At 72.8% G+C, this 22,891-nt stretch carries 14 protein-coding genes; 7 read left to right on the top strand and 7 right to left on the bottom strand.

Annotated features, from left to right (window positions below; genetic code table 11):
• Positions 1-71: 71 nt before the first annotated feature.
• Positions 72-3,203, bottom strand: coding sequence for an AfsR/SARP family transcriptional regulator (locus AF1_RS04320; RefSeq protein WP_067793688.1), 3,132 nt, complete (start codon positions 3,201-3,203; stop codon positions 72-74).
• A gap of 245 nt (positions 3,204-3,448) precedes the next feature.
• Here AF1_RS04320 and AF1_RS04315 point away from each other — a divergent pair, with 245 nt between their 5' ends.
• Genes AF1_RS04315 through AF1_RS04305 form a run of 3 tightly spaced genes read left to right on the top strand, consistent with a single transcriptional unit; the run spans position 3,449 to position 6,391 of the window.
• On the top strand, positions 3,449-4,633 hold the full coding sequence (locus AF1_RS04315; RefSeq protein ID WP_131732597.1) for a hypothetical protein: 1,185 nt from the start codon (positions 3,449-3,451) through the stop codon (positions 4,631-4,633).
• A 1-nt stretch (position 4,634) separates the two neighbouring features.
• On the top strand, positions 4,635-5,876 hold the full coding sequence (locus tag AF1_RS04310) for a hypothetical protein (protein WP_067793686.1): 1,242 nt from the start codon (positions 4,635-4,637) through the stop codon (positions 5,874-5,876).
• A complete protein-coding gene (locus AF1_RS04305) occupies positions 5,876-6,391 on the top strand; it encodes a hypothetical protein (protein ID WP_131732596.1) in 516 nt (171 codons plus the stop codon). The genes AF1_RS04310 and AF1_RS04305 overlap by 1 nt, the downstream gene beginning before the upstream one ends.
• On the opposite strand, the gene AF1_RS04300 is transcribed toward AF1_RS04305, so the two are convergent.
• The 3 genes from AF1_RS04300 to AF1_RS36140 form a co-directional block, all read right to left on the bottom strand.
• Positions 6,336-8,276: an ATP-binding protein gene (locus AF1_RS04300; protein ID WP_165488373.1), complete on the bottom strand. Its 1,941-nt coding sequence runs from the start codon at positions 8,274-8,276 to the stop codon at positions 6,336-6,338. The genes AF1_RS04305 and AF1_RS04300 overlap by 56 nt on opposite strands.
• A 348-nt stretch (positions 8,277-8,624) precedes the next feature.
• Positions 8,625-9,581 (bottom strand): DUF5954 family protein, encoded by a 957-nt coding sequence (locus tag AF1_RS04295; RefSeq protein WP_131732594.1) that lies wholly within the window; start codon positions 9,579-9,581, stop codon positions 8,625-8,627.
• Positions 9,582-9,710: 129 nt separating this feature from the next.
• The gene (locus tag AF1_RS36140; protein ID WP_255218774.1) at positions 9,711-9,842 is read right to left on the bottom strand and encodes a hypothetical protein; all 132 of its coding nucleotides are present in this window, start codon (positions 9,840-9,842) and stop codon (positions 9,711-9,713) included.
• Positions 9,843-10,118: 276 nt separating this feature from the next.
• Here AF1_RS36140 and AF1_RS04290 point away from each other — a divergent pair, with 276 nt between their 5' ends.
• From AF1_RS04290 to AF1_RS04275, 4 genes are all read left to right on the top strand, one after another.
• Positions 10,119-11,105: a patatin-like phospholipase family protein gene (locus AF1_RS04290; protein ID WP_165488372.1), complete on the top strand. Its 987-nt coding sequence runs from the start codon at positions 10,119-10,121 to the stop codon at positions 11,103-11,105.
• Between the two features lie 189 nt (positions 11,106-11,294).
• The gene (locus tag AF1_RS04285; protein WP_067793681.1) at positions 11,295-12,374 is read left to right on the top strand and encodes a CdaR family transcriptional regulator; all 1,080 of its coding nucleotides are present in this window, start codon (positions 11,295-11,297) and stop codon (positions 12,372-12,374) included.
• Positions 12,375-12,537: 163 nt separating this feature from the next.
• Entirely contained in the window at positions 12,538-13,665 is a 1,128-nt protein-coding gene (locus tag AF1_RS04280) for a glycerate kinase (protein WP_067793680.1), read from the top strand.
• Positions 13,666-13,739: 74 nt separating this feature from the next.
• On the top strand, positions 13,740-15,167 hold the full coding sequence (locus AF1_RS04275; RefSeq protein ID WP_067793679.1) for a GntP family permease: 1,428 nt from the start codon (positions 13,740-13,742) through the stop codon (positions 15,165-15,167).
• A 75-nt stretch (positions 15,168-15,242) separates the two neighbouring features.
• On the opposite strand, the gene AF1_RS04270 is transcribed toward AF1_RS04275, so the two are convergent.
• From AF1_RS04270 to AF1_RS04260, 3 genes are read right to left on the bottom strand one after another with little or no spacing between them, the layout of a single operon-like run.
• Entirely contained in the window at positions 15,243-16,484 is a 1,242-nt protein-coding gene (locus tag AF1_RS04270; protein WP_067793678.1) for an MFS transporter, read from the bottom strand.
• Complete coding sequence (locus tag AF1_RS04265; protein ID WP_131732593.1) at positions 16,481-21,214, bottom strand: non-ribosomal peptide synthetase; 4,734 nt, start codon at positions 21,212-21,214, stop codon at positions 16,481-16,483. Before AF1_RS04265 ends, AF1_RS04270 begins: the two co-directional genes overlap by 4 nt.
• Before the next feature lie 12 nt (positions 21,215-21,226).
• Positions 21,227-22,807 carry a long-chain-fatty-acid--CoA ligase gene (locus AF1_RS04260; protein WP_207394030.1) on the bottom strand — a complete coding sequence of 527 codons (1,581 nt, stop codon included), beginning with the start codon at positions 22,805-22,807 and terminating at the stop codon, positions 21,227-21,229.
• Between the last annotated feature and the right edge of the window lie 84 nt (positions 22,808-22,891).

The following is a 22,891-nucleotide window of genomic DNA, read 5'->3' as shown; positions in this document are numbered from 1 at the left end:
AGCAAACCGGTTCTCGTGCGGTCAGTCCGGGAGGTGGGGAATCGAGGCCCGGTGGTGAATGGGAACGTGTTCTAGGTTCCGGTGGCCTTGTCCAGTTCGCGTAGGCGGGCTCGGAGGGTCTCGGCTTCTGGGAGGCCGATGGAATCGAACACGCGGGCGGCCTGCTGCCAGCAGGCGCGGGCCTTGTCCCTGCCCTGGACGTGGAGTAACGCGGCTCCGAGGCCCTCCAGGGCCTTGGCCAGCTCGTAGGGGACGCCGATCCGGGCGGCTTGATCATGAGCCTGGCGGAAGTGGTCGACGGCCGCCGGGTAGCGGCCCGAGGCGGCCAGGGTCTCGCCCAGATGGCGGAGGGCGAGCGTTTCCTCGTAGCGTTCACTGATCATTCGGGAAATGGCCAGTGCGCGCTCGTAGTGAATGAGGGCCTCGCCATGGCGGCCGATGTCGTGGAATGTGGCGCCGATGCCGATCAGGGTCTCTACCTGGTTTCTCCGGTCGCCTATTTCCATCGCTATGGCGAGTGCCTTGCGGTAGTTCTCCAGTGCCTTTTCGTGGTCGCCCGTGTGGCGGCTCACATTCGCCAGGTTGATCAGGACGATGGCCTGGTGCTGGCGGCCCAGTTCCGCGGCGGCGGCGGCCGTCCGCTCGTAGTACTCCACGGCCGTCTCGACGTTGCCCATGCGCAGGACCAGGTCACCCATGTTGTTGAGCGCCATCGTCCGGCCGCGCGGGTCGTCGAGCTCGGTGAAGATGGCGAGCGCGCGCAGCCGCAGCCGCTCGGCCTCCCGGTATTCGCCGGCGAACTCCAGGAATATCGCCGCGTGGTCGAGGCTGCGCGCCTCGCCGTGCCGGTCGCCGATGGAGCGGCGGATGTCCAATGCCTCCCGGCAGCGGGCCAGCGCTTCGGGGAGCCTGGACCGGTGCCAGTGGATGAGGCTGATATGCCCGAGAATATCGGCCTCGCCCCGCCGTTCACCGAGCGACCGGAAGATCATCAATGCCTTTTCGGCGTCTTCCAGCGCGAGGTCGTATTCGCCGCTGCGGAAACGGACGAGGCTGCGGTCCGCCAGGGCGCGGGCGAGGCCCCGGCGGTCCTGTTGCGTGCGCAGGACGGCGATCGCGCGGGTGTGCAGCCGCTCCGCCTCGTCCCAGCGCCCCCGCGACTCCAGGTGGCCGGCGAGCAGCCGGGCGAACCCGGTGACGTGCCGGGGCAGGCCGGTCCGTTCCGCCTCGGCGGCGGCGTTCAGCAGGCAGTCGTGCTCGGCGGAGAACCACGCGGCGGCCGCCGCCTCGTCCGCCAGCGGCGGCAGGTCCGCCGGCGGCCGCCCGGCGGGGGTCCCGCCGGACCTGGACAGCCGCCGGTTCGCGAGGTCCGCGGCGGCGAGGTAGAAGTCCAGGATGCGGTGGACGGTCCCGCGCCGCGCGTCGGGCGGGTCCAGTTCGCCGGCGAGGCGCCGGGCGTAGTCGTGCACCAGGTTGTGGAAGCGGTAGCGGCCCCCGACGGGTTCGGTGATCAGATGCCGGTCGAGGAGTTCCTCCAGCACCCGCTCGGCCTCCCGGACGGGACGGGCGAGCGCCGCCGCGGCGGTGTGGGCGGTCAGGTCCGGGCCGGGATGCAGCCCGAACACGCGGAACGCGTCCCGCAGCGGTGCCGGGAGCCCGCGGTAGGACACCTCGAACACCGCCGTGATCTCGCGGCTCTCGTCCCGCAGCTCGTCCAGCCGCCGGTCGTCGGCGTCCAGCCGGGCGAGCAGGTCGCCGACGTCCCAGGCGCGGCGGTGCCGCAGCCGGCTCGCCGCCATCAGCACCGCGAGCGGCAGCCGGCCGCAGCGTTCGACCACCGCGGTGACGTCGGCGCCGCCGCGGGCCCGCCCGGCCCCGGCGATGCCGGTGAACAGGGCCGCGGCGTCCCGGACGGGCAGGACGTCCAGCGACAGCGGGAACGAGTCGTGCAGCCCGGTCAGCCGCCGCCGGCTGGTCACGATCACCAGGCAGCCGGCGGACGCGGGCAGCAGCGGCCTGACCTGGTCGTGCCCGGCGGCGTCGTCCAGCACGAGGATCGCGCGGCTGCTGGCCAGCTGGGACCGCCACAGCGCGGCGCGTTCGCCGAGGGTCCGCGGAACACGGGTCGCCGGCACCCCGATCATGCGGAGCAGCGTGTCGAGCGCCTCGGCGGGATCGACCGGGTCGCGCCGGGCGTCGTGCGCGTGCAGTTCGAGGAAGATCTGCCCGTCCGGGAACCGCTCGGCGAGCCGGTGCGCCAGGCGGACGGCGAGCGCCGTCTTACCGACCCCCGGCATCCCGTCGAGGCTGATGACGGTCACCCCCGATCCGGGCTCACGGGCACTCGGCACCATGTCCAGGAGCTGCCGGAGCTCCGCGTCCCGTCCGGCGAACGCGCGCGAGTCGTGCGGGAGGTTGTGCGGGGGCCGGTCGACGTTCAGCTGGGTGCCGGGCACCCGCAGCAGCGCCGGATCGGTCCGCAGTATGCGCTGCTGGAGATCGCGCAGCCCGGGGCCGGGATCGGTTCCGGACTCCTGCACGAAGAGGTCGTGGGTGCGCCGGTAGACCTCCAGCGCCTCGGCCTGCCGCCCGCAGCGGTAGAGCGCCACCATCAGCCGTTCCACCGGACGCTGATCCTGCGGATGACGCTCGGCCAGGTCCGACAGCTCGTGCACCAGGTCGGCGTGGTGGCCGCGGCGCAGCTCCACGTCGATGCGCTCGAACGCGGCGGTGAGCAGTTCCTGCTCCAGGGTGTGCCGGGCACGCGCCGCCCAGCCCCCGGTGAGGTCGGCGAGCGGCTCGGCGCGCCAGAGCGCCGCCGCCCTGCGGTAGTGGTCGAGGGCGTACTCCTCGTCCCCGCTCTCGGCGATCGCCCGCGCCTGGTCGCGCAGCAGCCGGAACCGCTGCAGGTCGACCGATTCGTCCGCGACGTCGATGAGGTAGGAGCCCTGCCGGGAGACCAGCTCGGCGCCGTCCACCCCGTCGAGCCGGTGCCGCAGCCGCGTCATGTAGGAGTAGAGGCTCTGCCGGGCCTTCGCCGGCGGGGCGTCGTCCCAGACCCGCCGGATGAGGGCCTCGGCGGGCACCGGCTGCCGCGGGTTGAGCAGCAGGACGGCGAGGACGCAGCGTTCCTTGGTCGTTCCGAGATCGCGCCGCCGACCGTCAATCCACAGCTCAACGGGACCTATGACGCGGAACTCCACCGCCGCCGCCTTTGTGGGACTCTCTTCGGCAATCTCCTCCTGAAGGCATTTTTGCATCACCGGCCCTGATCGGCCAGTGTCGAGTCACCGTTCACTTGGCCACCATGGGACGCCACTACTCGGCAAGTCAGGACGATTGCAAGTTTTCGTCAAGTTCCCCGATCGACACTCGAATCCGAAGGGATAGGTCATTTCGACCTGTGACGGAGGAACGGATGTTCGCATCCGCGGTCAAAGGAGGTTCGTTGACGGGGATGACCGGCTTCGAATGGCGTCGGGCCCTGAGCGGGTTCGACCCCGGCTGGTGGGGCGGCCTGGGGGACCGGCGCACCGTGCTGGTGATGGTGGGCGCGCCCGGCACCGGGCAGCCCGTCCTGGACGTGGCGCGGCTCGCGGGCACCGACCCGCGGCTGCACGTGATCTTCACTGCGGCTCCGGGCGCCCGCGCCGCCGCGGTCGAGGCGCTGCTCAGGGACGCGGGCATCGCGCCGCTGCCCTGGCGTGAGGCGGAGGGCGGCGGGTTCGGCCTGGCCGTCGCCGCGACCCCGGTCTCCGGGCGGGTGGGGGCGCCGCTGATCGTCCTGCCCGGGACGGGCCCGGAACGCGCCCCGGGCGCGGACGAGCCCGCCGGGGCGCCGGTCGTGTTCACCTATGCCCACGCGGCGGACCGTCCCGCGCCGGCGGGGGACGGCACCGGGCCGGCGGCCACCGTCGTCGGCGACTCCACCCACGACCGTCTTGTCGCGAGCCTCCCGCTCCGCGACTTCTACCGGCGCGCACTGGGCGTCGGGCGGCATCGCAAGCTCGTCCTCGTGGCGCTCCCGGAGGCCGCCGCGTGCGGCGGTGCCCGCTGCCGGTGGCGGGAGGTCCTGCGCCGGCTGCTCACCGAGCTGCCGCCGCGCGGCTACCACGTCCTCGGCGTTCCCGAACCGGGGCCCGGCCCGTGCACCGGCGGCGCGGACCTGGCCGTCCACCTGCGGGGCGGTCTCGGGCTCATGCCGCCGGACGCCGACTGGCGCGCGGCCCTCGTCGCCGCGGACTGGATCCTCGGCCCGCCCGGCCCGGTCACCCGGTACGGCACGATCACCGGCGTCCCGGTGCTGCTCACCGAACCCCTGCCGGACGACGCCGCCCGCACCGCCGGGGACCGGCCGGGACTGCTGCGCTGCGCCGGGCGGCTCGCGCCGTCCGGTCCCGTCCTGCCGCAGCTGACCGAGGCGGCCGCGTGGTGGCGGCCGGACCGCGTCCGGCCGGTCGTCGCGCGGATCACCTCCGAGCCGGGACGGTTCAACCGGGCCGTGCGCCGGCTGATGTACGGGCTGCTGCGGCTGCCGCAGCCCGCCACGATCCCCGTCGCGGACCCGGTCTCGCCGCCGTTCCGCCTCCCCAGCCCGGCCGCACGGCCGGCGAACGCGTGCCGGGGAGGCTGAGATGCACTGCTCAGCGGACGCGTGGGTGCGGGGCCCGTTCGGGCTGGACGCCGACCGGGGCGCGACCGTGCCCGCACCGCGCACGGTCCTCGCCGTCGCGCACCATCTGACGGCGGCGACGCGGCTGGCGGACGTCATGCCGCTGCTGGAAAGCGACCGGCGGGTCGCCGTCGCCTACACGGCCGCCCCCGCCTCGGCCTTCACCGGCGGGCTGGACGCGCATCTGCGCGACCTCGGCGGCCTCGTGCTGCCCTGGCGGCAGGCCGCCGCCACGCGGTTCGACCTCATCGTGGCGGCGAGCCACGGCATGCTGGAGAACCTGCACGGCCCGGTGCTGACGGTCGCGCACGGCGCCGGCCCCGGCAAGCTGCTCGCCCGGCTCCGCGGTGCCGGGCCGCCCGCCGCCCGCCCGGTCACCGGGCTGATCAGGGAACGGCTCGTCGCCGCGGGGCGGGTCGTGCCGTCCTCGCTCGTCCTCGCGCACGACCGGCACCTGAAGACGCTCGCCCGCGAGTGCCCCGAGGCGCTGCCGGTGGCGTTCGTCGGCGGCGACCCCTGCCTGGACCGGCTGGTGGCGAGCCTGCCCCACCGGGAGGTGTACCGGCGGGCGCTCGGCGTCCGGCCCGGACGGCGGCTCGTCGTGCTCAGCTCCACCTGGGACCGGGACTCGCTGCTCGGCCGCCGCCCCGACCTGGCGCTGCGCGTGGCGGCCGGGCTGCCGCGCGAGAGGTACCAGGTCGTCGCCGCGCTGCACCCGCACATCTGGACCTGGTACGGCAGGCGCCAGATACAGGCGTGGCACGCCGACGCGCTGCGGCTCGGCGTCCGGCTGCTGCCTCCCGAGGAGGGATGGCGGGCCGCGCTGGTGGCCGCCGACCGGGTGATCGGCGACCACGGCTCGGTGACCTGCTACGCCGCCGCGCTGGGGGTCCCGGTGCTGCTCGGCGCGTTCCCGGAGGACAGCGTGGCGCCCGGCTCGCATCCCGCGCGGCTCGGCGCGCTGGCCCCGCACGTCGACTGGGACCGGCCGCTGGTCCCCCAGCTCGACGACGCCGCGCACGCCTTCACCCCGCGGGTGCACGACGCCGTCCGGGACGACCTCAGCTCCCGCCCGGGGGAGGCGGCCCGGCTGATCCGCGCGGAGATGTACCGGCTGATGCGGCTGCCGGACCGGGAGCACCCGCCGGACGTGGAACCCGTCCCGGCGCCGTGCGCGGCACCCAGCGACCTGCGGGCGGCGTGATGATCACGCTGGTGCGGGTCTGGGACGACCCCGGCGACCCCGCCCCGCCGGGCACGGAACGCGTGCTGATCGGCGGCCGGGTTCTGGTGCTGTGGCGCTCGCCGTCCGCCGCCGGCGGCCCGGTCCGGACACCGTGCGACGAGCATCTCGTGGCCGGCGTCGAGGAGACGTCCCGGGCCCGGCTCTCCTGCGCGGACGTGATCGTCCGCCGCGGCGGGGAACCGGCCCGGCTCCGGGCGGACCATCCGGGATGCCTCGTCATCGCGGTGAACACCCGGCGGGGATGCCTGGTGGCGGCCGGCGACCGCGCGGTGCGGCTCGTCCCCGTCCTCGGCGGGACGTGCGCGGACGACGACGCGGCGGTGTACGCGTCGGCCGTGCACGCCTGGCTGGTGGCGGGACGCCCGCTCACCGCGTTCACCCGGCTCACCCTCGTCCGGGCGAACACGGTGGCCCGGGTCAGGGTCCAGGATCGGGAGACGGCGCGGGACTGGCCGCGGCGAGCCGTTCCCTGACCGGCGCCGCCTGCGGGGAGCCCAGCCGGGTGTAGATGGCGAGCGCCTGCTCCAGGTGGTGGCGCTCGCCGTCCGGGTCGCCCCGCCGCGCCGCCACGCGGGCCAGTTCGTCCAGCGCGCCCGCCTCCACGTGGGGCGCGCCGGTGTCGTGCGCGACGCGGCGGGACTCCCGCAGGGCGGCGGCGGCCTCGTCCAGACGTCCCGCCCGCAGCCGGGCCCGTCCCAGGCACGTCAGGGTGCGCGCCAGGTGGTACGGCTCATCGAGGTGCCTGAACGTCTCCAGAACGCCGGACAGCGCGGCGTCCGCCTCGGCGTGCCGACCCGCCGCGCTGAGCGCGTCGCCGAGGTGCCGTTCCATCAGCGCCACCCCGCGCGGACGGCCGAGCACGGCGTGCACGTCCCGCGCCGCGCCGAACAGGTCGATCGCCCGGGACAGGTCGCCGCCGCCGAGCGCGACGCTGCCGAGCCCCTCCAGCGCCGCCGCCTCGCCCAGCCGGTGACCGGACCGCCGCTCCAGGACGAGCGCGGCCTCGTACCGTTCGCGGGCCGTGCCGAAGTCCTCCAGGTTGAGATGGGCCACGCCGAGCCCCTCCAGCATCCGCGCCTGGGCGCGCGGGTCGGCGTCGCTCTCGGCGGCGGCGAGCCCCAGCTCGTACGTCCTGATCCACGACGCGTAGTGCTTGCGCTGCAGGAACAGCGGCCACATCGCCTCGCACAACTGCCAGGCGACGGCGTGCAGCCCGGTGCCGTGGGCCTCCCGCACCACCGCCGTCAGGTTGTCGCGCTCCCGGTCGAGCCAGGCCAGCGCCGCCGACCGGCCGTCGAACACGTCCGCCCCGCGCACGGTCGTGTGCCGGTCGCCGAGCCGCCACCGCCCCGGCATCAGGACGAGGTCCGCGGCGACGGCGGTGCTGAGGTACCGGTCGGCCAGCCGGGTGAGCGCCGGTCTTCGATCGGCCTCGAACCGCGGATGCGCGGCCTTGTCGCGCGCGTGCAGCCGGACCAGATCGTGGAACCGGTAGCGCTCGTCCGCATCCTCCAGCAGCAGGCTCGCGTCCACCAGGGCGTGCACCAGCTCCCCGGCCCGCTCCTCGCCGGTTTCGAGGAGGGACGCCGCCGCGCCGAGGTCGAAGTCGGGTCCCGGATGGACGCCGAGCAGCCGGTAGGCCCGCGCATGGGCGTCGGCGAGCGCCTGATAGGAGGCGTTGAACACGGCGTCCACCGAAATGTCCCCTTCCCCGGTGCGCAGGGCCGCGAGCCTGCGCGCCTCGTCGTCGAGTTCGGCCACCGCGCGGGCGATCGGCCAGCGCCGCCTGGCGGCGAGGCGGGCGCCGGACGCGCAGATCGCGAGCGGCAGCGTCCCGCACAGCGCCACCAGGGCCAGGGCGTGCTCGCGCTCCGCCCCGATCCGGTCGGGGCCGACCAGGTGCTCCAGCAGCTCCAGCGCTCCCGGCTCCCCGAGCGGCGGGACGTCCAGGAAACGCGCCCCGTCCAGCACCAGCCCGGACAGCCGCAGCCGCGAGGTCACCACGACCAGCGACGCCCCCGCCCCGGGCAGCAGCGGCCGGACCTGCGCCGCCGAGACCGCGTTGTCGAGCATGACGATCAGCCGGCGCCCGGTGGTCATCGACCGGAACAGCGCGGCCTGCTCGTCGGCGCCGGGCGGGATGCTCTCCGCGCCGGTCCCGAGCGCCCGCAGGAAACGTTCCAGCGGCTCGTCCGGCGGGAGCGGCCCGGTCCCGGAGAACCCGCGCAGGTCGACGAAGAGCTGGCCTTCGAAGCCGTCCTTCAGCCGGTGCAGCCAGTGCAGCGCGAGGGTGGTCTTTCCGATGCCCGCCGGTCCCGTGAGCACCACGAGCCCCGTCCGTTCCGTGAGTGTCTGCAATTCCGCCAATTCACCGCGGCGATCGACGAACAGGCCGGGCGCCGGGAGTTGTGCGGGGGCGGGAAGCGGCGGCTGCCGCGGCATGTTGATATGTACGCCTCCCGCAATGGACCTGGCCTGGACGCTGGATCCTGCTATCGTCCCGGACAGTTCATTGATCCACCCGTCCCGTTCGTCGGGAGACTGCACGATCCATCCATTCCATCGATACGGTGGCGGGCGCAGAACACGCCCTGATTCACCTCTCAACCTACCCGCGCCGGGCATGCGAAATAAGAGCGGATACTTGTGACGAAGTTGGTCAAATAAGGGTGTCAGTTATTGCCCGTCACCGGGAAAGGGAATGTTTCAGCGGCCCGTCGTGAGGTCGTAGCGCTCCTGGTCGGACGGGCGGGACGCCTCCGGGCCGTCGCGGCCGAGGCGCAGCATGCGCGACACCCGGACGGTGCGGAACTCGCGGCCCCGGACGCTGAACGAGTGGCCGGGCGTGGCCAAAATCCCCTCCGCCATCGCCGTCCACTCGGCGCACTCCTCGGCGGACGGGGGATCGCCATGGAGCTTCCGCATCCGGGGCAGCAGGCCGGTGAAGTGCCGCGCCAGCCGCTTGCGGGCGTCGTCGGGATCGTCCCCGCAGACGAGCGGCCCCCAGGAGTCGCCGTCGAGTTCCACCACCATGAACGTCGGCGGAAGCAGCACGACGCCGGGGTGCGCCTGGAGCGCGTGCCGCGCCTCGGTCCGGACGATGCCGGGAACGTCCTCGGCGACCGCCAGGAAACCGACGAGGTTCAGCCGCAGTTGCGCCTCCCACCGCCCGCACGGCGCCGACGGGTCGATCAGGTGGCCGCGCAGCAGGCCGTCCCCGGCGAGGCCGGCGTCGGTCGACCGGGGCGGCTCCAGTACCCGGTCCCCGCACTGGATGTACTTCGTGACCCGGATGATCCGGTACCGGCGGTCGCCGATCTCCCACTCGTCCTTGGCGAGCTGCTCGCCGTCCTCCGGGTCGAGCCGGGCGGCCGCCCTCAGCATCGCCTCGGCGGTGGCCGGGTCCGGCTCGCCGGCGGCGGCCGTCCGCAGGTCCATGGCGAGGCCGTACCGGGCCGAGGACGGGTCGTCCGCCCCCAGTGACCCGATACGCCATTCTTCTCCGAATTGCACCGCGTGACCGAAATCGGGGGATCCGGTGGGGAAGATCTTTGGATAGCGCAGAATCCGCTCGGCGAGTTCCCGGTCGCGGACCGCCGCGACCGGATCGGGGCAGGACGCCACGTTGATGTGGTCGTACCCGCGCATCAACGCGAAGGTCATGCCCGCATCTTGGCCGCAGAGCCCGATCCCGCGCACGGCTTTTCCTTCATTCACCTGCGGGACCCGTCCACCTTGCCCCGACTTATTCGCCTTTATTGCGGATGGTTTTTTTGTGCGGTCCGATTGTGGTCACTCGTCCAGCGTGATGTCGAGGTTGAGTCCGCCCGCGTCCACGTCCGCCCTCGGCGGCCGGCGATCCCCGTCCAGCGCACGAGCCCGTACGAGGCGTGGTGCGCCGCGTGCGAGCACGAGCCGGGACACGCCGGTCGCCTCGATCCACCGGCCGTCGTGGCCGCCCCGGCGCCGCGTGCCCAGGCCGCCCGAGAGCGCCGGAACGTGCCCCCGGCGGATGATTTTCTGTTTACTCCGGCCACTCGTGATAGTGGATCTCCATCCCGGCCGTCAGAATTTTCCGGCAGGTCTTTTGCCGTGGGCGTGCAGTGGGCATCTAGTAGGAAGGCAAGCGGAACATATGCCTGGGGGTCGTCTCGTTCCTCTGCCGAATAACCGTGCGCCATCGGCGGAGGTGAAATGACCATGAACGGCTGTGCGGACCTCGTCCTGGAAGGCGGGGGAGTAAAGGGAATCGCGCTGGTCGGCGCGATCGCGGAAATGGAGGCGCGGGGCTACCGGATGGGCGCGCCCGCCCGTATCGCCGGGACGTCCGCGGGCGCGATCGTCGGGGCGCTCCTCGCGGCCGGCATGCCGGTCCCCGAGATGGTCCGGGTGATGCGCGCGCTGGACTACCGCTCCTTCCAGGACGGATCCCGGTTCGCGGTCGTCCGCGGCCTGTCGCTCCTCACCACCCTCGGCCTGCACAAGGGCGACGCCCTGCACCGCTGGATCTCCGCGCGGCTCCGCGAATGCGGTGTCGAGACGTTCGGGCAGCTCAAACTGCACGACCCGGATTCCGCGCTGCCGCCCGAGCATTCGTACGCATTGGTGGTCGTCGTCTCGGACATCAGCAGCGGGCGCATGGTGCGCCTGCCATGGGAGTACCACCGTTACGGCCTGAACGCCGACGACCAGTCCGTGGCCGATGCCGTGCGCGCCTCGGCGTCCATCCCGGTCTTCTTCCGCCCGCGCCGCATATGCCGCAAGGACGGCCGCAGATGCGTGCAGGTGGACGGCGGAATGCTGTCCAACTACCCGATCACCATCTTCGACCGGGAGGACCGCGAGCCCCGCTGGCCGACGTTCGGCGTGAAGCTGTCCGGGCCTCCGGCGTCCGACGGCGTGTTCCGCCAGTGGCGCGCCGTCCGCGGCCCCGTCGGGTATGGGCGGGCGCTGGTCTCGACGATGGCGGAGGCGCCCGACCGGGTGCAGATGGACGAGCCGTCCATCGTGGCCCGCACGATGTTCGCCCGCACCGACGGTGTCCTGGCGACCGACTTCGATCTCGACGCGCAGACCCGCGACCGCCTCTACGCCGCCGGCCGCGAGGCCGCCGCGCGTTTCCTGGACCGCTGGAGCCACCCCGACTACCTGGCCGGATACCGCTCCCACCGCCAACCGCGCCGGTGAAGCGCCGCGCCCGCCCACCCGGCGGAGTCTCGCCATCGGGGGCATCGTCCGCCGCGAACGGCTCACCGGATCACCGCGTAGCACCCGCTCCGCCGGCATCGGGACACTAGCCTGCCTCCATCGGGCTGGTCGGCGGGCAGGATGCCGGACTGGGGGTCACCTGTGGCGGGAGCCGTTGAGGATGGTGTCGTGATCGTCAGCGCCGACGCCCAGGCGATCGTGGACGAGATCATGCGGAGGCTGGGCCGGAACGTCAACCTGATGGACGGCAAGGGCGTGATCATCGCCAGCGGGGACCGGAGCCGGATCGGGGAGACGCACGACGGCGCGGTGCAGGTGCTGCGCAGCAGGACGCCGCTCGCGGTGACCGGCGCCGAGGCTCGCCGCATGCGAGGAACCCGCGCCGGGGTCAACCTGCCGGTCCGGATCGGCGCGGAGATCGTCGGCGTGGTGGGCGTGACGGGGGAACCCGGCGAGGTCGGGGACATGGCCGGCGCCGTCGCCCTGATGACCGAGCTGATGATCACCCAGCAGGCGATGCGGGCCGAGGCCGAGTGGCGCGCCCGCGCCCGCGTCCAGATCGTCGCCGACCTTCTCGCGGGCCGCCTCACCGCCGCGCAGTGGCAGCAGCGCCTGCGCCTCGCCGGGGTGCGGCCGGCGGCCCCGTACTCGGTGTTCGCGCTCCGCCTGGGACACGAGACCTCCCCCGAGGTGATGGGGGCCGCCGACCTGCTCTACCGGCAGCTGGGGCGCGCCGCGGAACAGGTGCTGGCGGCGCCCGACGTCACCGGGACCCTGTGGGCGGTCGCCGGGGCGCCGGCGGCCACGTCGTTGCGCGGGCCGCTGCTGGAGCTGCGCCGGGACCTGCCCGGCGCATGTCTCCTGAACGCCGGTGTCGCCACCGACTTCGACGCGTTGCTGGAGAAGGTGCGGCTCGGCCGGCTCGCGCTGCGGCGCCGGACGCTGCCGCCGGAGACGACCCTGCCCGAGGAGGAGGTGAGCGTCCTGCTGGCCGAGGTCCCGCGCGAGGTGGGCGGTGCGGCCGTGGACCGCATCCTCGGGCGGCTGCCGGGCGAACTGCGCCGGACCCTGGCGGCCTACTTCGCCCACGACCGGCATGCCACCGAGGCCGCGCGGGAGCTGAACGTGCACCGCAACACCCTGATCTACCGGCTCGGCCGGATCACCGAGCTGACCGGGCGGGATCCGCGCAGATTCGAGGACGCGGTCGTGCTCCGGGTCGCGCTGTACCTGTCGGACCTTCGCTGACGATCGTCCCGCGCCTCCCGGCGGGACGGTTGGCGGCCCGCACAAAAATGCGGGCCCCGCACCGGGCGGACTTTGGTCGTCCAGCCGATGATCGGCCCGGCCCGCCGCTCCTATGGTCTCCCCACACCCATTGTGACCAGCGAAGACCATAGGAGGACGACCCGTGCGCATCGTCGTCGCACCCGACTCGTTCAAGGGCTGCCTCAGCGCGGCCGCCGTCTGCGCGGCCGTGGAATCGGGCGTCCACAGCGCGGTCTCCGGCGCGACGGTGACCGCGGTGCCGATGGCCGACGGCGGTGAGGGCACGGTGGACTGCTTCCTGCGCGCCCGCGGCGGCTCCGAGATCGTCCGCACGGTCGCGGACCCGCTGGGAAGGCCGGTCGAGGCCCGGTACGCGATCGCCGATGACGGGCGGTCGGCGGTGGTGGAGCTGGCGGCGGCGTCCGGGCTGCCGCTGCTGGCCGAGGGGGAGCGGGCGGCGACGCGGGCCGACACCTACGGGACCGGTGAGCTGATCGCCGACGCCATCGGGCGCGGTGCCCGCGACGTGCTGGTCTGCCTTGGCGGCAGCGCGACCACCGATGGCGGGTCCGGTCTGCTGCGCGCGCTGGGGATGCGGTTCCTCGACGCGGACGGCGTGGCGCTGCCGCCCGGAGGCGGCGCGCTCGCCGAGGTGGCCGCGATCGACGACTCCGGGATCCCGGACGCGGTGCGCCGGACCCGGTTCCGCGTCGCCTGCGATGTCACCAATCCGTTCATCGGGCCGTCCGGCGCGGCCACGGTGTTCGGGCCGCAGAAGGGCGCGACCCCGGGCCAGGTGCGGGAGCTGGACGCAGCACTCGCCCGGTTCGCCGACGTCCTGGCGGACCACTACGGCGTCCGGGTCCACGACCTGCCCGGAGCCGGTGCGGCCGGCGGCACCTGCGGGGGCCTGGTCGCCGCGCTGGGGGGCGAACCCGCCCGCGGCGCCGTCCTGGTCGCCGACCTGGTCGAACTGCCGGCGGCGCTGGCGGACGCCGATCTGGTGATCACCGGGGAGGGGCGGCTGGACGGCCAGAGCGCGGGCGGCAAGGTCGTGTCCGTGGTCGCCGAGCTGGCCCGGCGGCGCGGCCTGCCGGTCGTGGCGCTCGCGGGCTCCGTCCTGCCCCCGCTGGACGACCTGTACGACCTCGGGCTGACCGCCGCGTTCAGCATCGCCGACGGCCCTCGGACACTCGATGAGCTGATCGGCTCGGCCGGTCCCCTGCTGGCCGATCTCGCCGGGCACGTCGTGCGCTTGCGCACGTCCTGACCGGCCCCAACGGTGCGTGCCGTCCCGAGCGGCAGCGCCATCCCACCCCCGGTTGACGAAAGTCAAGGAGACCCATGGAAACCTCCGGTCCCTTCCTGCTGCTCGCGCTCGCCGCGAGCATCGGCCTGATCATCCTGCTGAGCGGCCGGTTCAAGCTGCACCCGTTCCTGGCGATCGTCCTGTCCACCTACGCGTTCGGGCTGGCGGCGATGGGCATCGGGGCCATCGCCGGATCCGACAAGCCCTATGTCGACGACCTCGGGGGGACGATCGCCGAGGGATTCGGGACCATCCTGAAGAGCATCGGGCTGGTGATCGTCTTCGGGACGGTGATCGGCAAGGTGCTGGAGCGCACCGGCGCCGCCGTCACGCTGGCCGACGCGGTGCTCAAGCTCGTCGGCCGCCGGCATCCGGCGATCGCGATGTCGCTGATGGGCTGGGTCGTCTCGATCCCGGTCTTCTGCGACTCGGGCTATGTGGTCCTTTCGCCGCTGCAGCGGTCGATCGCCCGCAAGACCGGCAAGAACCCGGTCGTCCTCGGCACCGCGCTCGCCACCGGCCTGTACGCCTCGCACACCTTCGTGCCCCCGACACCGGGCCCGATCGCCGCCGCCGGGAACATCGGGATCGGCGCGAACGGCCTGATCTGGGTGATCCTGTTCGGCATTCCGGTCTCGCTGGCCGCGGCCGGCGCCGGCCTTGTCTGGGCGCTGCGTCGCACAGCGCACCTGGAGAGCGGCCTGGACAAGGCCGAGGAAACGTTCGAGGAGTACAAGGCCCAGTTCGAGCGCATCCCCGGTCTCGGCCGCGCGCTCACGCCGATCGTGGTGCCGATCGTGCTGATGGCGATCGGGTCGGTCGCGGCGTTCCCCTCCGGTGACGGCACTCTGGTGAGCGGCATGCTGGGCGACGTCCTCACCGATCTCGGCTCGCCGGTCAACGCCCTGCTGATCGGTGTCGTCCTCGCCCTGGCCCTGCTGCCGGCGCGCTGGGACGCGCAGACGCTGACGACCTGGGTGGGCGAGGGCCTGTCGGACGCCGCCATCATCCTGGTGATCACCGGAGCGGGCGGCGCGTTCGGTTCGGTGATCAAGGAGACGCCCATCGCGGACTACGTCAAGAGCCTCATCGGCGACGGCTCCTCGGTCGCCGGGCCCCTCGCGCTCCTGGTGCTGTTCGCGCTGGCCGCGCTGCTGAAGACCGCGCAGGGCAGCACCACCGCCTCGCTCATCATCACCTCCACGCTGGCGCAGCCCCTGCTGCCGGCGCTCGGCCTGGACACCATGCTCGGCGGGATTCCCATGGGCCAGGTCCTCGCGGTCATGGCGATCGGTGCGGGCGCCATGGTGGTCAGCCACGTCAACGACTCCTACTTCTGGGTCGTCACCCAGTTCTCCGGCATGAGCATCTCGACGGCCTACCGTGCCCAGACCGCGGCGACCCTCGTGCAGGGCCTCGTGGCGATAGCGGTGGTCCTCGGCATGGGCGTGTTCCTGCTCTGATCCGCCCGCCGCTGCTCACCGAACACCGGGCATGAGGAACCGGCCCGGTGTTCGGTGAGCAGCGGCGGGGAACCGTCAATCATGCGGCCCCGCGGCAGAGCGGCCCCCCGGCGTTCTTTCACACCGCATCACGAGCGTCACGGCGACGAGCGCTGTCCCGAGCAGCGCGGTGGCCCCCCAGACGACCGCGTGTGCGCCCGGCCCCGCCAGGATCCGGCCGCCGAGGAGGGCGCCGGTACCGAGGCCGGCGTTCACGGCGATCACCAGGAGCGCGGTCATCGCCTCATGGTCGGCCGGTGCGAGCCGGAGGGCCCATGCCGTGAAGGTCGTCGGCATGGCCGATCCGCACAGCCCCCACAGGGCGACCGAGATGACGGCGACGGGCAGCCACCGCGCGGCCAGGCCGAAGAGCGCGAGCGTGCCGAACAGGCCGCCCACGGCCAGGAAGATCGCCCAGTTCAGCCGCCGGTCCACCAGCATCCCGGCCAGCGCGTTGCCTGCGACGCCCGCGATCCCGAAGAGGAGCAGGAACAGGGAGATCATGCCGGCCTCGACGCCGCCGATGCGCTGGAGGAGCGGGCTGAGATAAGTGAAGGCCACATAGGCTCCCGTGAAGGAGACCCCCATGGCGATGACCGCTGCGCTGACGTGGCCCTGCGTTGCCAGTCCGGCCACCTGCCGTGGTCTGACGGCGGGCTGCCCTTCCAGCGAAGGAGTGCTCACCGCCAGCACCAGCAGTGTCAGCAGCCCGGCCAGCGCCAGGACCAGCACCGCGTTGCGCCAGCCCAGCCAGTGACCGAGGGCGGCTGCTCCCGGTACGCCGAGAAGCTGGGCGAAGGAGATGCCGGCGTACACCATGGCGATCGCCTTCCCCTGCCGGCCGGACGGCGCCAGCCGCGCGGCGAGGGAGACCGCCAGGGCCCAGAACGCCGCCTGGGCCATCGCGACCACCGTGCGGGCCAGCAGCAGGAACTCAAAGCCCGGCGACCATGCCGACAGGGCGGTGCCCACGACGAAGACCGTCAGCACGGCCGGCAGCGACGATCGGCGGTTCAGGGGAGACAGCAGCATCGTCAGCGGGAGGGCGCCGACGGCGACGCAGAACGCGTAGGCCGTCACCAGCTGCCCGGCCGCGCTTTCGCTGACCCGCAGATCGGCCGACAGTTCCGAAAGCAGCCCGATCGGCAACGTCTCAGAGGTCACGAACAGGAACGAGCCGAACGACAGCGCGACGATGGTCACCCAGGCGCGCACCGCGCGCCGGCGCGCATCACCGGCGTCGACGGCGTCTTCCGCGGAGCCCGTCCTGCTCGTCATGCGGGGGACTGTCCCTCAGACGCGCCGGTGTCGCCGGTCGTCCGCCCGTCGGATGGGGCATGCGCCTCGCCGAGGCCCTTCGCGGCGGGCGGAAGGAATCCCGATTCCACGAAAAAGTCGACGTACCGCCCCAGGAGCATGCCGTCGATCGGGGGACAGGTTATGTCGGACCCGGCCAGGCCGTTGCGCACATTGGCGCGGACGAAATGACGTCGCGATGGCGCCCCGCCGAAGTTCGCGCTGGTCAGCGAGGCTCGGGCCAGGGAGTAGTCACCCGCAAGCGCTCCCCGCTCGGCGCTTTCGGCGAGCCTGCGATCCCACTCCCGTCGTGAGACGGGCGGCAGGTCGTACCCGAGATCCCGGAGCCGGCCGACGACCGCCGCGATGCTCGCCGGCCGCGGATGGGTCAGGTGGTAGCTGCGGCCGCCGGGCGCCCGCAGCGCCAGATGGACCACGGCGCCGGCCACATAGTCGGCGGGGACGAGGTCGACGGTGAAGGCCGTGTCCGCCATGAACTCGGCGGGGACGGCGCCGAGCACGATCATTGCGCGGATGAGGTTCCAGAGCGCGTCCTCGGTTCCCCCGGCCCCGGTGCGGCTGTGGCCGCCGACCCGGCTCGGCCGGTAGATCGAGGTGGGCAGGCCGCGGTCGCGCGCCGCCCGCACCAGCCGCTCCGCCACCCACTTGCTGGCCACGTAGCCGTTGGGCAGGACGGCCGGGGCGGGAGCGAGCCGGTCCTCGGGCAGCGTCCGCGGGCCGCCGTTCGCGTCGGCCGCGACGTCGCAGGTGGACAGGTGATGCACGGGCTTTGTCCGGGTGGAGGCGGCGAGCCGCAGGATCTCCTGGGTGCCGGCGACGTTCGCCGCCTTGAGGCGCGAATAGGGGGCGAGGTGGTTCACCGTGGCGCCGTTGTGCACGATGACGTCGATCTGCTCGGCCATCCGCTCGAAGGCCGGCTCGTCGAGGCCGAGCCGTGGGCGTTCCAGGTCGCCCGGCACCGCGATGATCCGGTTCGGGGCCGCGGGAGCGTCCGTCAGACGGTAGCGCCGGAGCGCCCGGTGAATCCTCTCGCGGGCCTCGCCCGGGGTCGCCGCGCGTACCAGGCACCAGACCTCGGCCGTTGTCCGTTCGAGGAGTTCGTGGAGCAGGAAGGCGCCGAGGAAGCCGGTCGCCCCGGTCAGCAGGACGCGTTGTACGCCGCCCGCCGCGAGGGGGCCGCCGGGCGTCGTGCCGCCGGCCCTGATGGCGGGATCGAGGACGGCTTCGGCCTCCAGATCCGCGGGGACGGGAGGTTCCGCCTCGGTACGCCCGTCGGCCAGCAGTTCTGCCAGGCGGCAGGCGGTGGGTCTGTCGAACACCGCCCCGGCGCGGAGGTCGACGCCCAGTTCCCGCCGGATTCGGCCCGCCAGGCGGGTCACCAGCAACGAGTGACCGCCCATGTCGAAGAAGTCGTCGTCGATGCCGATTTCGGCGAGCCCCAAGGTCTCCGCGAACAGTTCGCACAGACGCTGTTCCAGGGGGGTGCGGGGGCGTCGTCTGGGCGTGTCGAGAGCGTGGTCCGGCTTCGGCAGGGCCTTGCGGTCGAGTTTGCCGTTGGCGTTCAGCGGCAGTTTGGGCAGGTTCACGAACGCCGCCGGCACCATGTAGCTCGGGAGCCGGTCGGCCGCATGGGCGCGCAGCGCCGCCGGATCCAGGTCGTCCGTGGAAGCCGTGTAGGCGACCAGGCGGGCGAGACCCGGCGTGTCCTCCCGCACCACGACGGCGGCCTGGGAAACGCCGGGATGCTCCAGGAGGACGGCCTCGATCTCGCCGGGTTCGACGCGGAACCCCCGGATCTGCACCTGCTCGTCGGCGCGGCCGAGATATTCGAGGGTTCCGTCGAACCGCCTGCGGGCCAGATCCCCCGTCCGGTACATCCTTGAGCCCGGCGGGCCGTAGGGATCGGCGACGAACCGGTCGGCGGTCAGCTCCGGCCTGCCGTGATAGCCGCGGGCGAGCGCGATCCCGGACAGGTACAGCTCGCCGGCGGCACCCGGCGGAAGCAGGCGCAGGGAGGCGTCCAGCACGTGGGCGCGCGTGTTGGCGACCGGCCTGCCCACGATGGGCGTGGTGCTTTCCTCCAGGCGGCACCAGAGTGTGTCGATGGTGCACTCTGTGGGGCCGTACAGGTTGTATCCCACGGTCCCCGGCGTGGAGCGCAGCCGATCCCACAGGGCTCTGCCGACGGCCTCCCCGCCGAGCGCGACCACCTTCGGCGCCCGGCGCCCCGGCGTGAGCAGGCCCGCCGCGATGAGCTCCTCGGCGTACGACGGCGTCACGTCCAGGAAACCGATGGCGTGGTCGGCGGCATAGCGCACCATCGCTTCCGGGTCCCGCCGCACCTCGTCCTCGATGAGATGCAGCTCGTGCCCCGCGACCATCCAGAACAGGCCCTCCCATGAGGTGTCGAACGACAGGGGCGCCGTGAGCGCGGCCCGGACGCGGTCCGCTCCCGCCGCGGCGGTCTCCCGGAGATAGATCTCCCGGCGGTGGTGGTGGTAGAGGCTGCTCAGACCGTCATGCTGAACGACCACTCCCTTGGGACGCCCGGTCGAGCCCGACGTGTAGATGAGATAAGCGGGACCGGCCGGACGCAGCGGGGCGCGTCGATCCTCATCGGTGAGGTCGAGTTCCGGGCGGGCGGAACAGGGGCGACGGGAGGCGCGGCCGTCGAGGGCCGCCCTGACCGCTGGGTCGTCCAGGAGTACCGTGCGCACGGCGTCCGGCTCCGCCACGTCCGAGGCCATGTCCCGGGGCGCGAGCAACAGCGCGGGCCGGGCGTCGTCGAGCATGTAGCGCAGCCGCCGCGCGGGGAGCCCGGGATCGAGGGGGAGATAGGCGGCTCCGGCCTTCAGGACGGCGAGGACCGCGATCACGAGTTCCGCCGAACGGGGCAGCAGCAGGGCGACGTACTGCTCCGGCCCCGCGCCGTACTCGACGAGCAGACGGGCCAGCCGGTTCGCTCGCGTGTTGACCTCCCGGTAGGAGAGCGCGACCTCACCGCAGACCAGAGCGATCGCCTCGGGGGTGAGGGCGGCCTGCCGCTCGAACAGTTCCGTGACGGTCTCGGGCGGCACATCCCGTGCGGTGTCGTTCCACTCCACCAGCAACCGGTGCCGTTCATCGGCCAGGAGGAGGTCCAGATCGCGGAGCGGACGCTCCGGCTCGGCGAGAGCAGAGCCCAAGAACGCCAGCAGCCGGCTGCCGTGCGCGGCCAGTTCCGCTTCGTCGAGGCATGCGGGATTGCCGTCCATGGCGATCCGCAGGCCGGTGCCGTCCGCCCGGTCGTAGACGTTGATGGAGACGTCCTCCACCGGTCCTGCGGAAACGTTGTGGACGGTGGCCCGGTTGCCGGCGAAATCCAGGCCGTAGTCGAACGGCATGATGTTCACGGCCGGGCCGTAGAGCCTGCCCCGTTCACCGCTGAGCCCCAGGTCCTGCCGGAGATGCTCGTACCTGTAGCGGTGATGCGGCCGGTCCTCCCGTATGCGGGAGGCGACCGCCGCGGCGAGTTCCCGCAGGCCGGCCTGGGGATCCACCGGCACGCGCAGGGGAACGATGTTGAGCACCATGCCCGGCACGCGCAGCGATGCCGACGCGAGCCTGCCCATGACCGGCAGGCCCAGCGCCACCTCCCGCGCGCCCGTCAAGCGGTGGGTGTAGGCCGCGCAGGCCGCGAGGAACACATCGGACCAGGCCACCGAGGCCGCATGGGCCAGGGTGCGCATGCTCTCCGCGGTGGCCGGGGCGATGTCGAAGACCGTGCGCAGGAAGGTCGCCGACTGCTTGGCCGGCCGGCCGGCGAGCGTCACCGGCTCCGGTGCGCCGGAACAGCGCTCCAGCCAGTGCGCGCGGTCGAGTTCCCGCCGGCTCGACGACTGGTAGGCGGTGTCCTCCTCGACCACGGCGCGCAGGGAACCGAAGTCCGCCTCGCCGGGGGGCTCTCTACCGGCCAGGGCCGTGTAGACGGCCGCGACCCGCCGGGCGACGAGCGCCAGGCCGAAGCCGTCGAGCGCGATGTGATGCACCCGGTGGTACCAGACGTACCTGTCAGGGGCGAGTTTCAGGAGGGCATGGCCGAAGAGGGAATCCGCGGTCAGGTCGATCGGCGTGGCCACGTCCTCGTTCATCCATGCCCGCGCCGCGGCCATCGGGTCGCCTTCGCCGCTGAGATCCAGCACGTGAAACGGCCAGGCCGGAGCCTCGCCCGGCACCAGCCACGGCCGTCCCTCGTCATCGGCGGTGAGACCGGCGCTCAACGCCTCGGTCTCACCCACCACGCGGCGGACCGCCGCCTCGAAGACCGGTGCCTCCACGGGCCCGCGGATCTCGGCGTACTCCGCCGTGTTGTAGGCCGGACTGGCCGGATCGAGTTGCTGGCCCGTCCAGATTCCCAGCTGGGCCTCGGTCAGCGGCCACCGCGCGTCGCCGCCCCGGTCGGGTTCCCGGCCTGCCTCCCTCCGGGTTCCGGTGATCAGCCGCGACCATGCCGCGAGGGTGGGGCGCTCGGCCAGGTCGATGAGGCTGACGTCCACCCCGTGTTCGCGCCAGCGTTCGACGAGTGCCAGCAGCCGGACCGAATCGAGGCCCATGGCGAACAGGTCCTGATCTTCGGCGAGCTCGTCCGGCGACAGGTAGAGCAGTTCCGCCACGTCGCGACGCAGGTCCGCCGCGTCCATGCTCTGAGCCACGATCCACCCTTCTCAGTTCACCCTGCGGTCACGGCCGCGCCAGTGCCGGTCGCGCAGCTCGCGGCGCAGGATCTTTCCGCTGGGATTGCGCGGCACCCGGTCGACGAACTCGAATCGGCTGGGGATCTTGAAACTGGCGATCCTGTCCCGCAGGAACTCCAGCATGTCCCGCGGCCCCGCCTGAGCGCCGGGACGCAGCGCGACGAAGGCGTGCACCGCCTCGCCGAAGCGGTCGTCGGGCACGCCCACGACCGCCGCGTCGGCGACGGCGGGATGCTTGACCAGGACGTTCTCGATCTCCGCGGGATAGATGTTCTCCCCGGTGACGATGATGAGGTCCTTGATCCGGTCCTGGATGAACAGGTAGCCGTCCGCGTCGAGATAGCCCGCGTCCCCGGTGTGGATCCACCCGTCGACCAGCGTCTCGGCCGTGGCCTCCGGCCGCCGCCAGTACTCCAGCATGTTCGCGGGACTGTTCAGGCAGACCTCACCGACCGTTCCCGTGGGAACCGGGGCCCCGCCGGAGTCGATGATCTTGAGCTGGACGCCGGGGTAGGGGCGGCCGGCGGCGCGCATCCGCGGGTTGCCCGGGACGTGATCGGCCGGCGGGAGGCAGACCGCGGTGTTGCCGGTCTCGGTGAGGCCGTAGATCTGGGCCATCTCGCAGCCGAAGACCTCCAGGCACTCGGCCAGCAGCGTCTCGGAGATCGGGGAGCCGCCATAAACGATCTTGCGTAGCGCGCGGAAGGCGTCCGGGCCGCCGGCCGGCTCTCCCAGGAGCAGCCGGAGCATGGACGGGACCATGCACGCGGTGGTGACGCCCAGATCCCGGATGAGACCGACCGCGCGCCTGCTGTCGAAGCGCGGCATGGCCACGTTGGTGACACCGGCGCTGAACCCCTGCATCGCCCACCAGATCCCGCCGACGTGAAAGCCGGGGATCCCGATCAGGCTCACGTCCCCGGGGCGCCAGTCGATCCAGTCCAGCCCCTCCTCGGCCAGCGCGTCCCGGATCTTGAAAAGACTGCGCTGCGCCAGCACGACACCCTTGGGCAGTCCTGTCGTGCCGCTCGTGTAGAGCTGCACGATCGGATCCTCGGAACCGGTGACGGTTTCTGGAGCGCCCTCCGGTTGCGCCGCCTTCCAGGCGCCGAAGTCCTGGACGCCGCCGAAGCCCTGCTCGGCGTCTTCGTCCCGGCCGCCGGCGGTGCCGTCCAAGACCACCACCGTGCGCAGTTGCGGAGACGCGGCCGCGACCTTGCCGGCCGTTCTCAGCAGGGCGCGGTCGACGAACAGCAGTTCGCTGCCGGAATCGCGCAGAATGTGCTCGACTTCGACCGGGGTCAGCCGCCAGTTGATGGGAACCAGGACGGTTCCGCTCAACGCGCACCCGAAGAACGCCTCGTAATAGTGGACGGACTCCTGCCCCAGATAGGCGACGCGTGCGCGGGTCCCCAGCCCCTCGGCGCGGAGGCCATGGGCGATCCGGCAGGCTTCTCGATATAGCCGGGCATAGCTGAGCCGCCGGCCCGCGCATACGATCGCCGGATGATCGGGGATGCGCCCGGCATGAAATTCGATGGCGGTCGTCACTGTCCGCAATTGCGGGAAGTACACGGAATCTCCCTTCGACCCGCCCGAAGGCTCCAGACCGCCGCGGGTCTCGAAGCCTTCGGG

Origin of the sequence: Actinomadura formosensis NBRC 14204 (assembly GCF_001552155.1) — a bacterium.
Lineage (GTDB): Bacteria > Actinomycetota > Actinomycetes > Streptosporangiales > Streptosporangiaceae > Spirillospora > Spirillospora formosensis.
Note: the sequence above shows the minus strand (reverse complement) of the source record. Positions and strands in the feature narration are given on the sequence as shown.

Coding starts and splice junctions, on each gene's coding strand:
- AF1_RS04310 (WP_067793686.1), top strand. CDS start 4,635: ATGCACTGCTCAGCGGACGCGTGGGTGCGGGGCCCGTTCGGGCTGGAC.
- AF1_RS04305 (WP_131732596.1), top strand. CDS start 5,876: ATGATCACGCTGGTGCGGGTCTGGGACGACCCCGGCGACCCCGCCCCG.
- AF1_RS04295 (WP_131732594.1), bottom strand. CDS start 9,581: ATGACCTTCGCGTTGATGCGCGGGTACGACCACATCAACGTGGCGTCC.
- AF1_RS04290 (WP_165488372.1), top strand. CDS start 10,119: ATGAACGGCTGTGCGGACCTCGTCCTGGAAGGCGGGGGAGTAAAGGGA.
- AF1_RS04275 (WP_067793679.1), top strand. CDS start 13,740: ATGGAAACCTCCGGTCCCTTCCTGCTGCTCGCGCTCGCCGCGAGCATC.
- AF1_RS04270 (WP_067793678.1), bottom strand. CDS start 16,484: ATGACGAGCAGGACGGGCTCCGCGGAAGACGCCGTCGACGCCGGTGAT.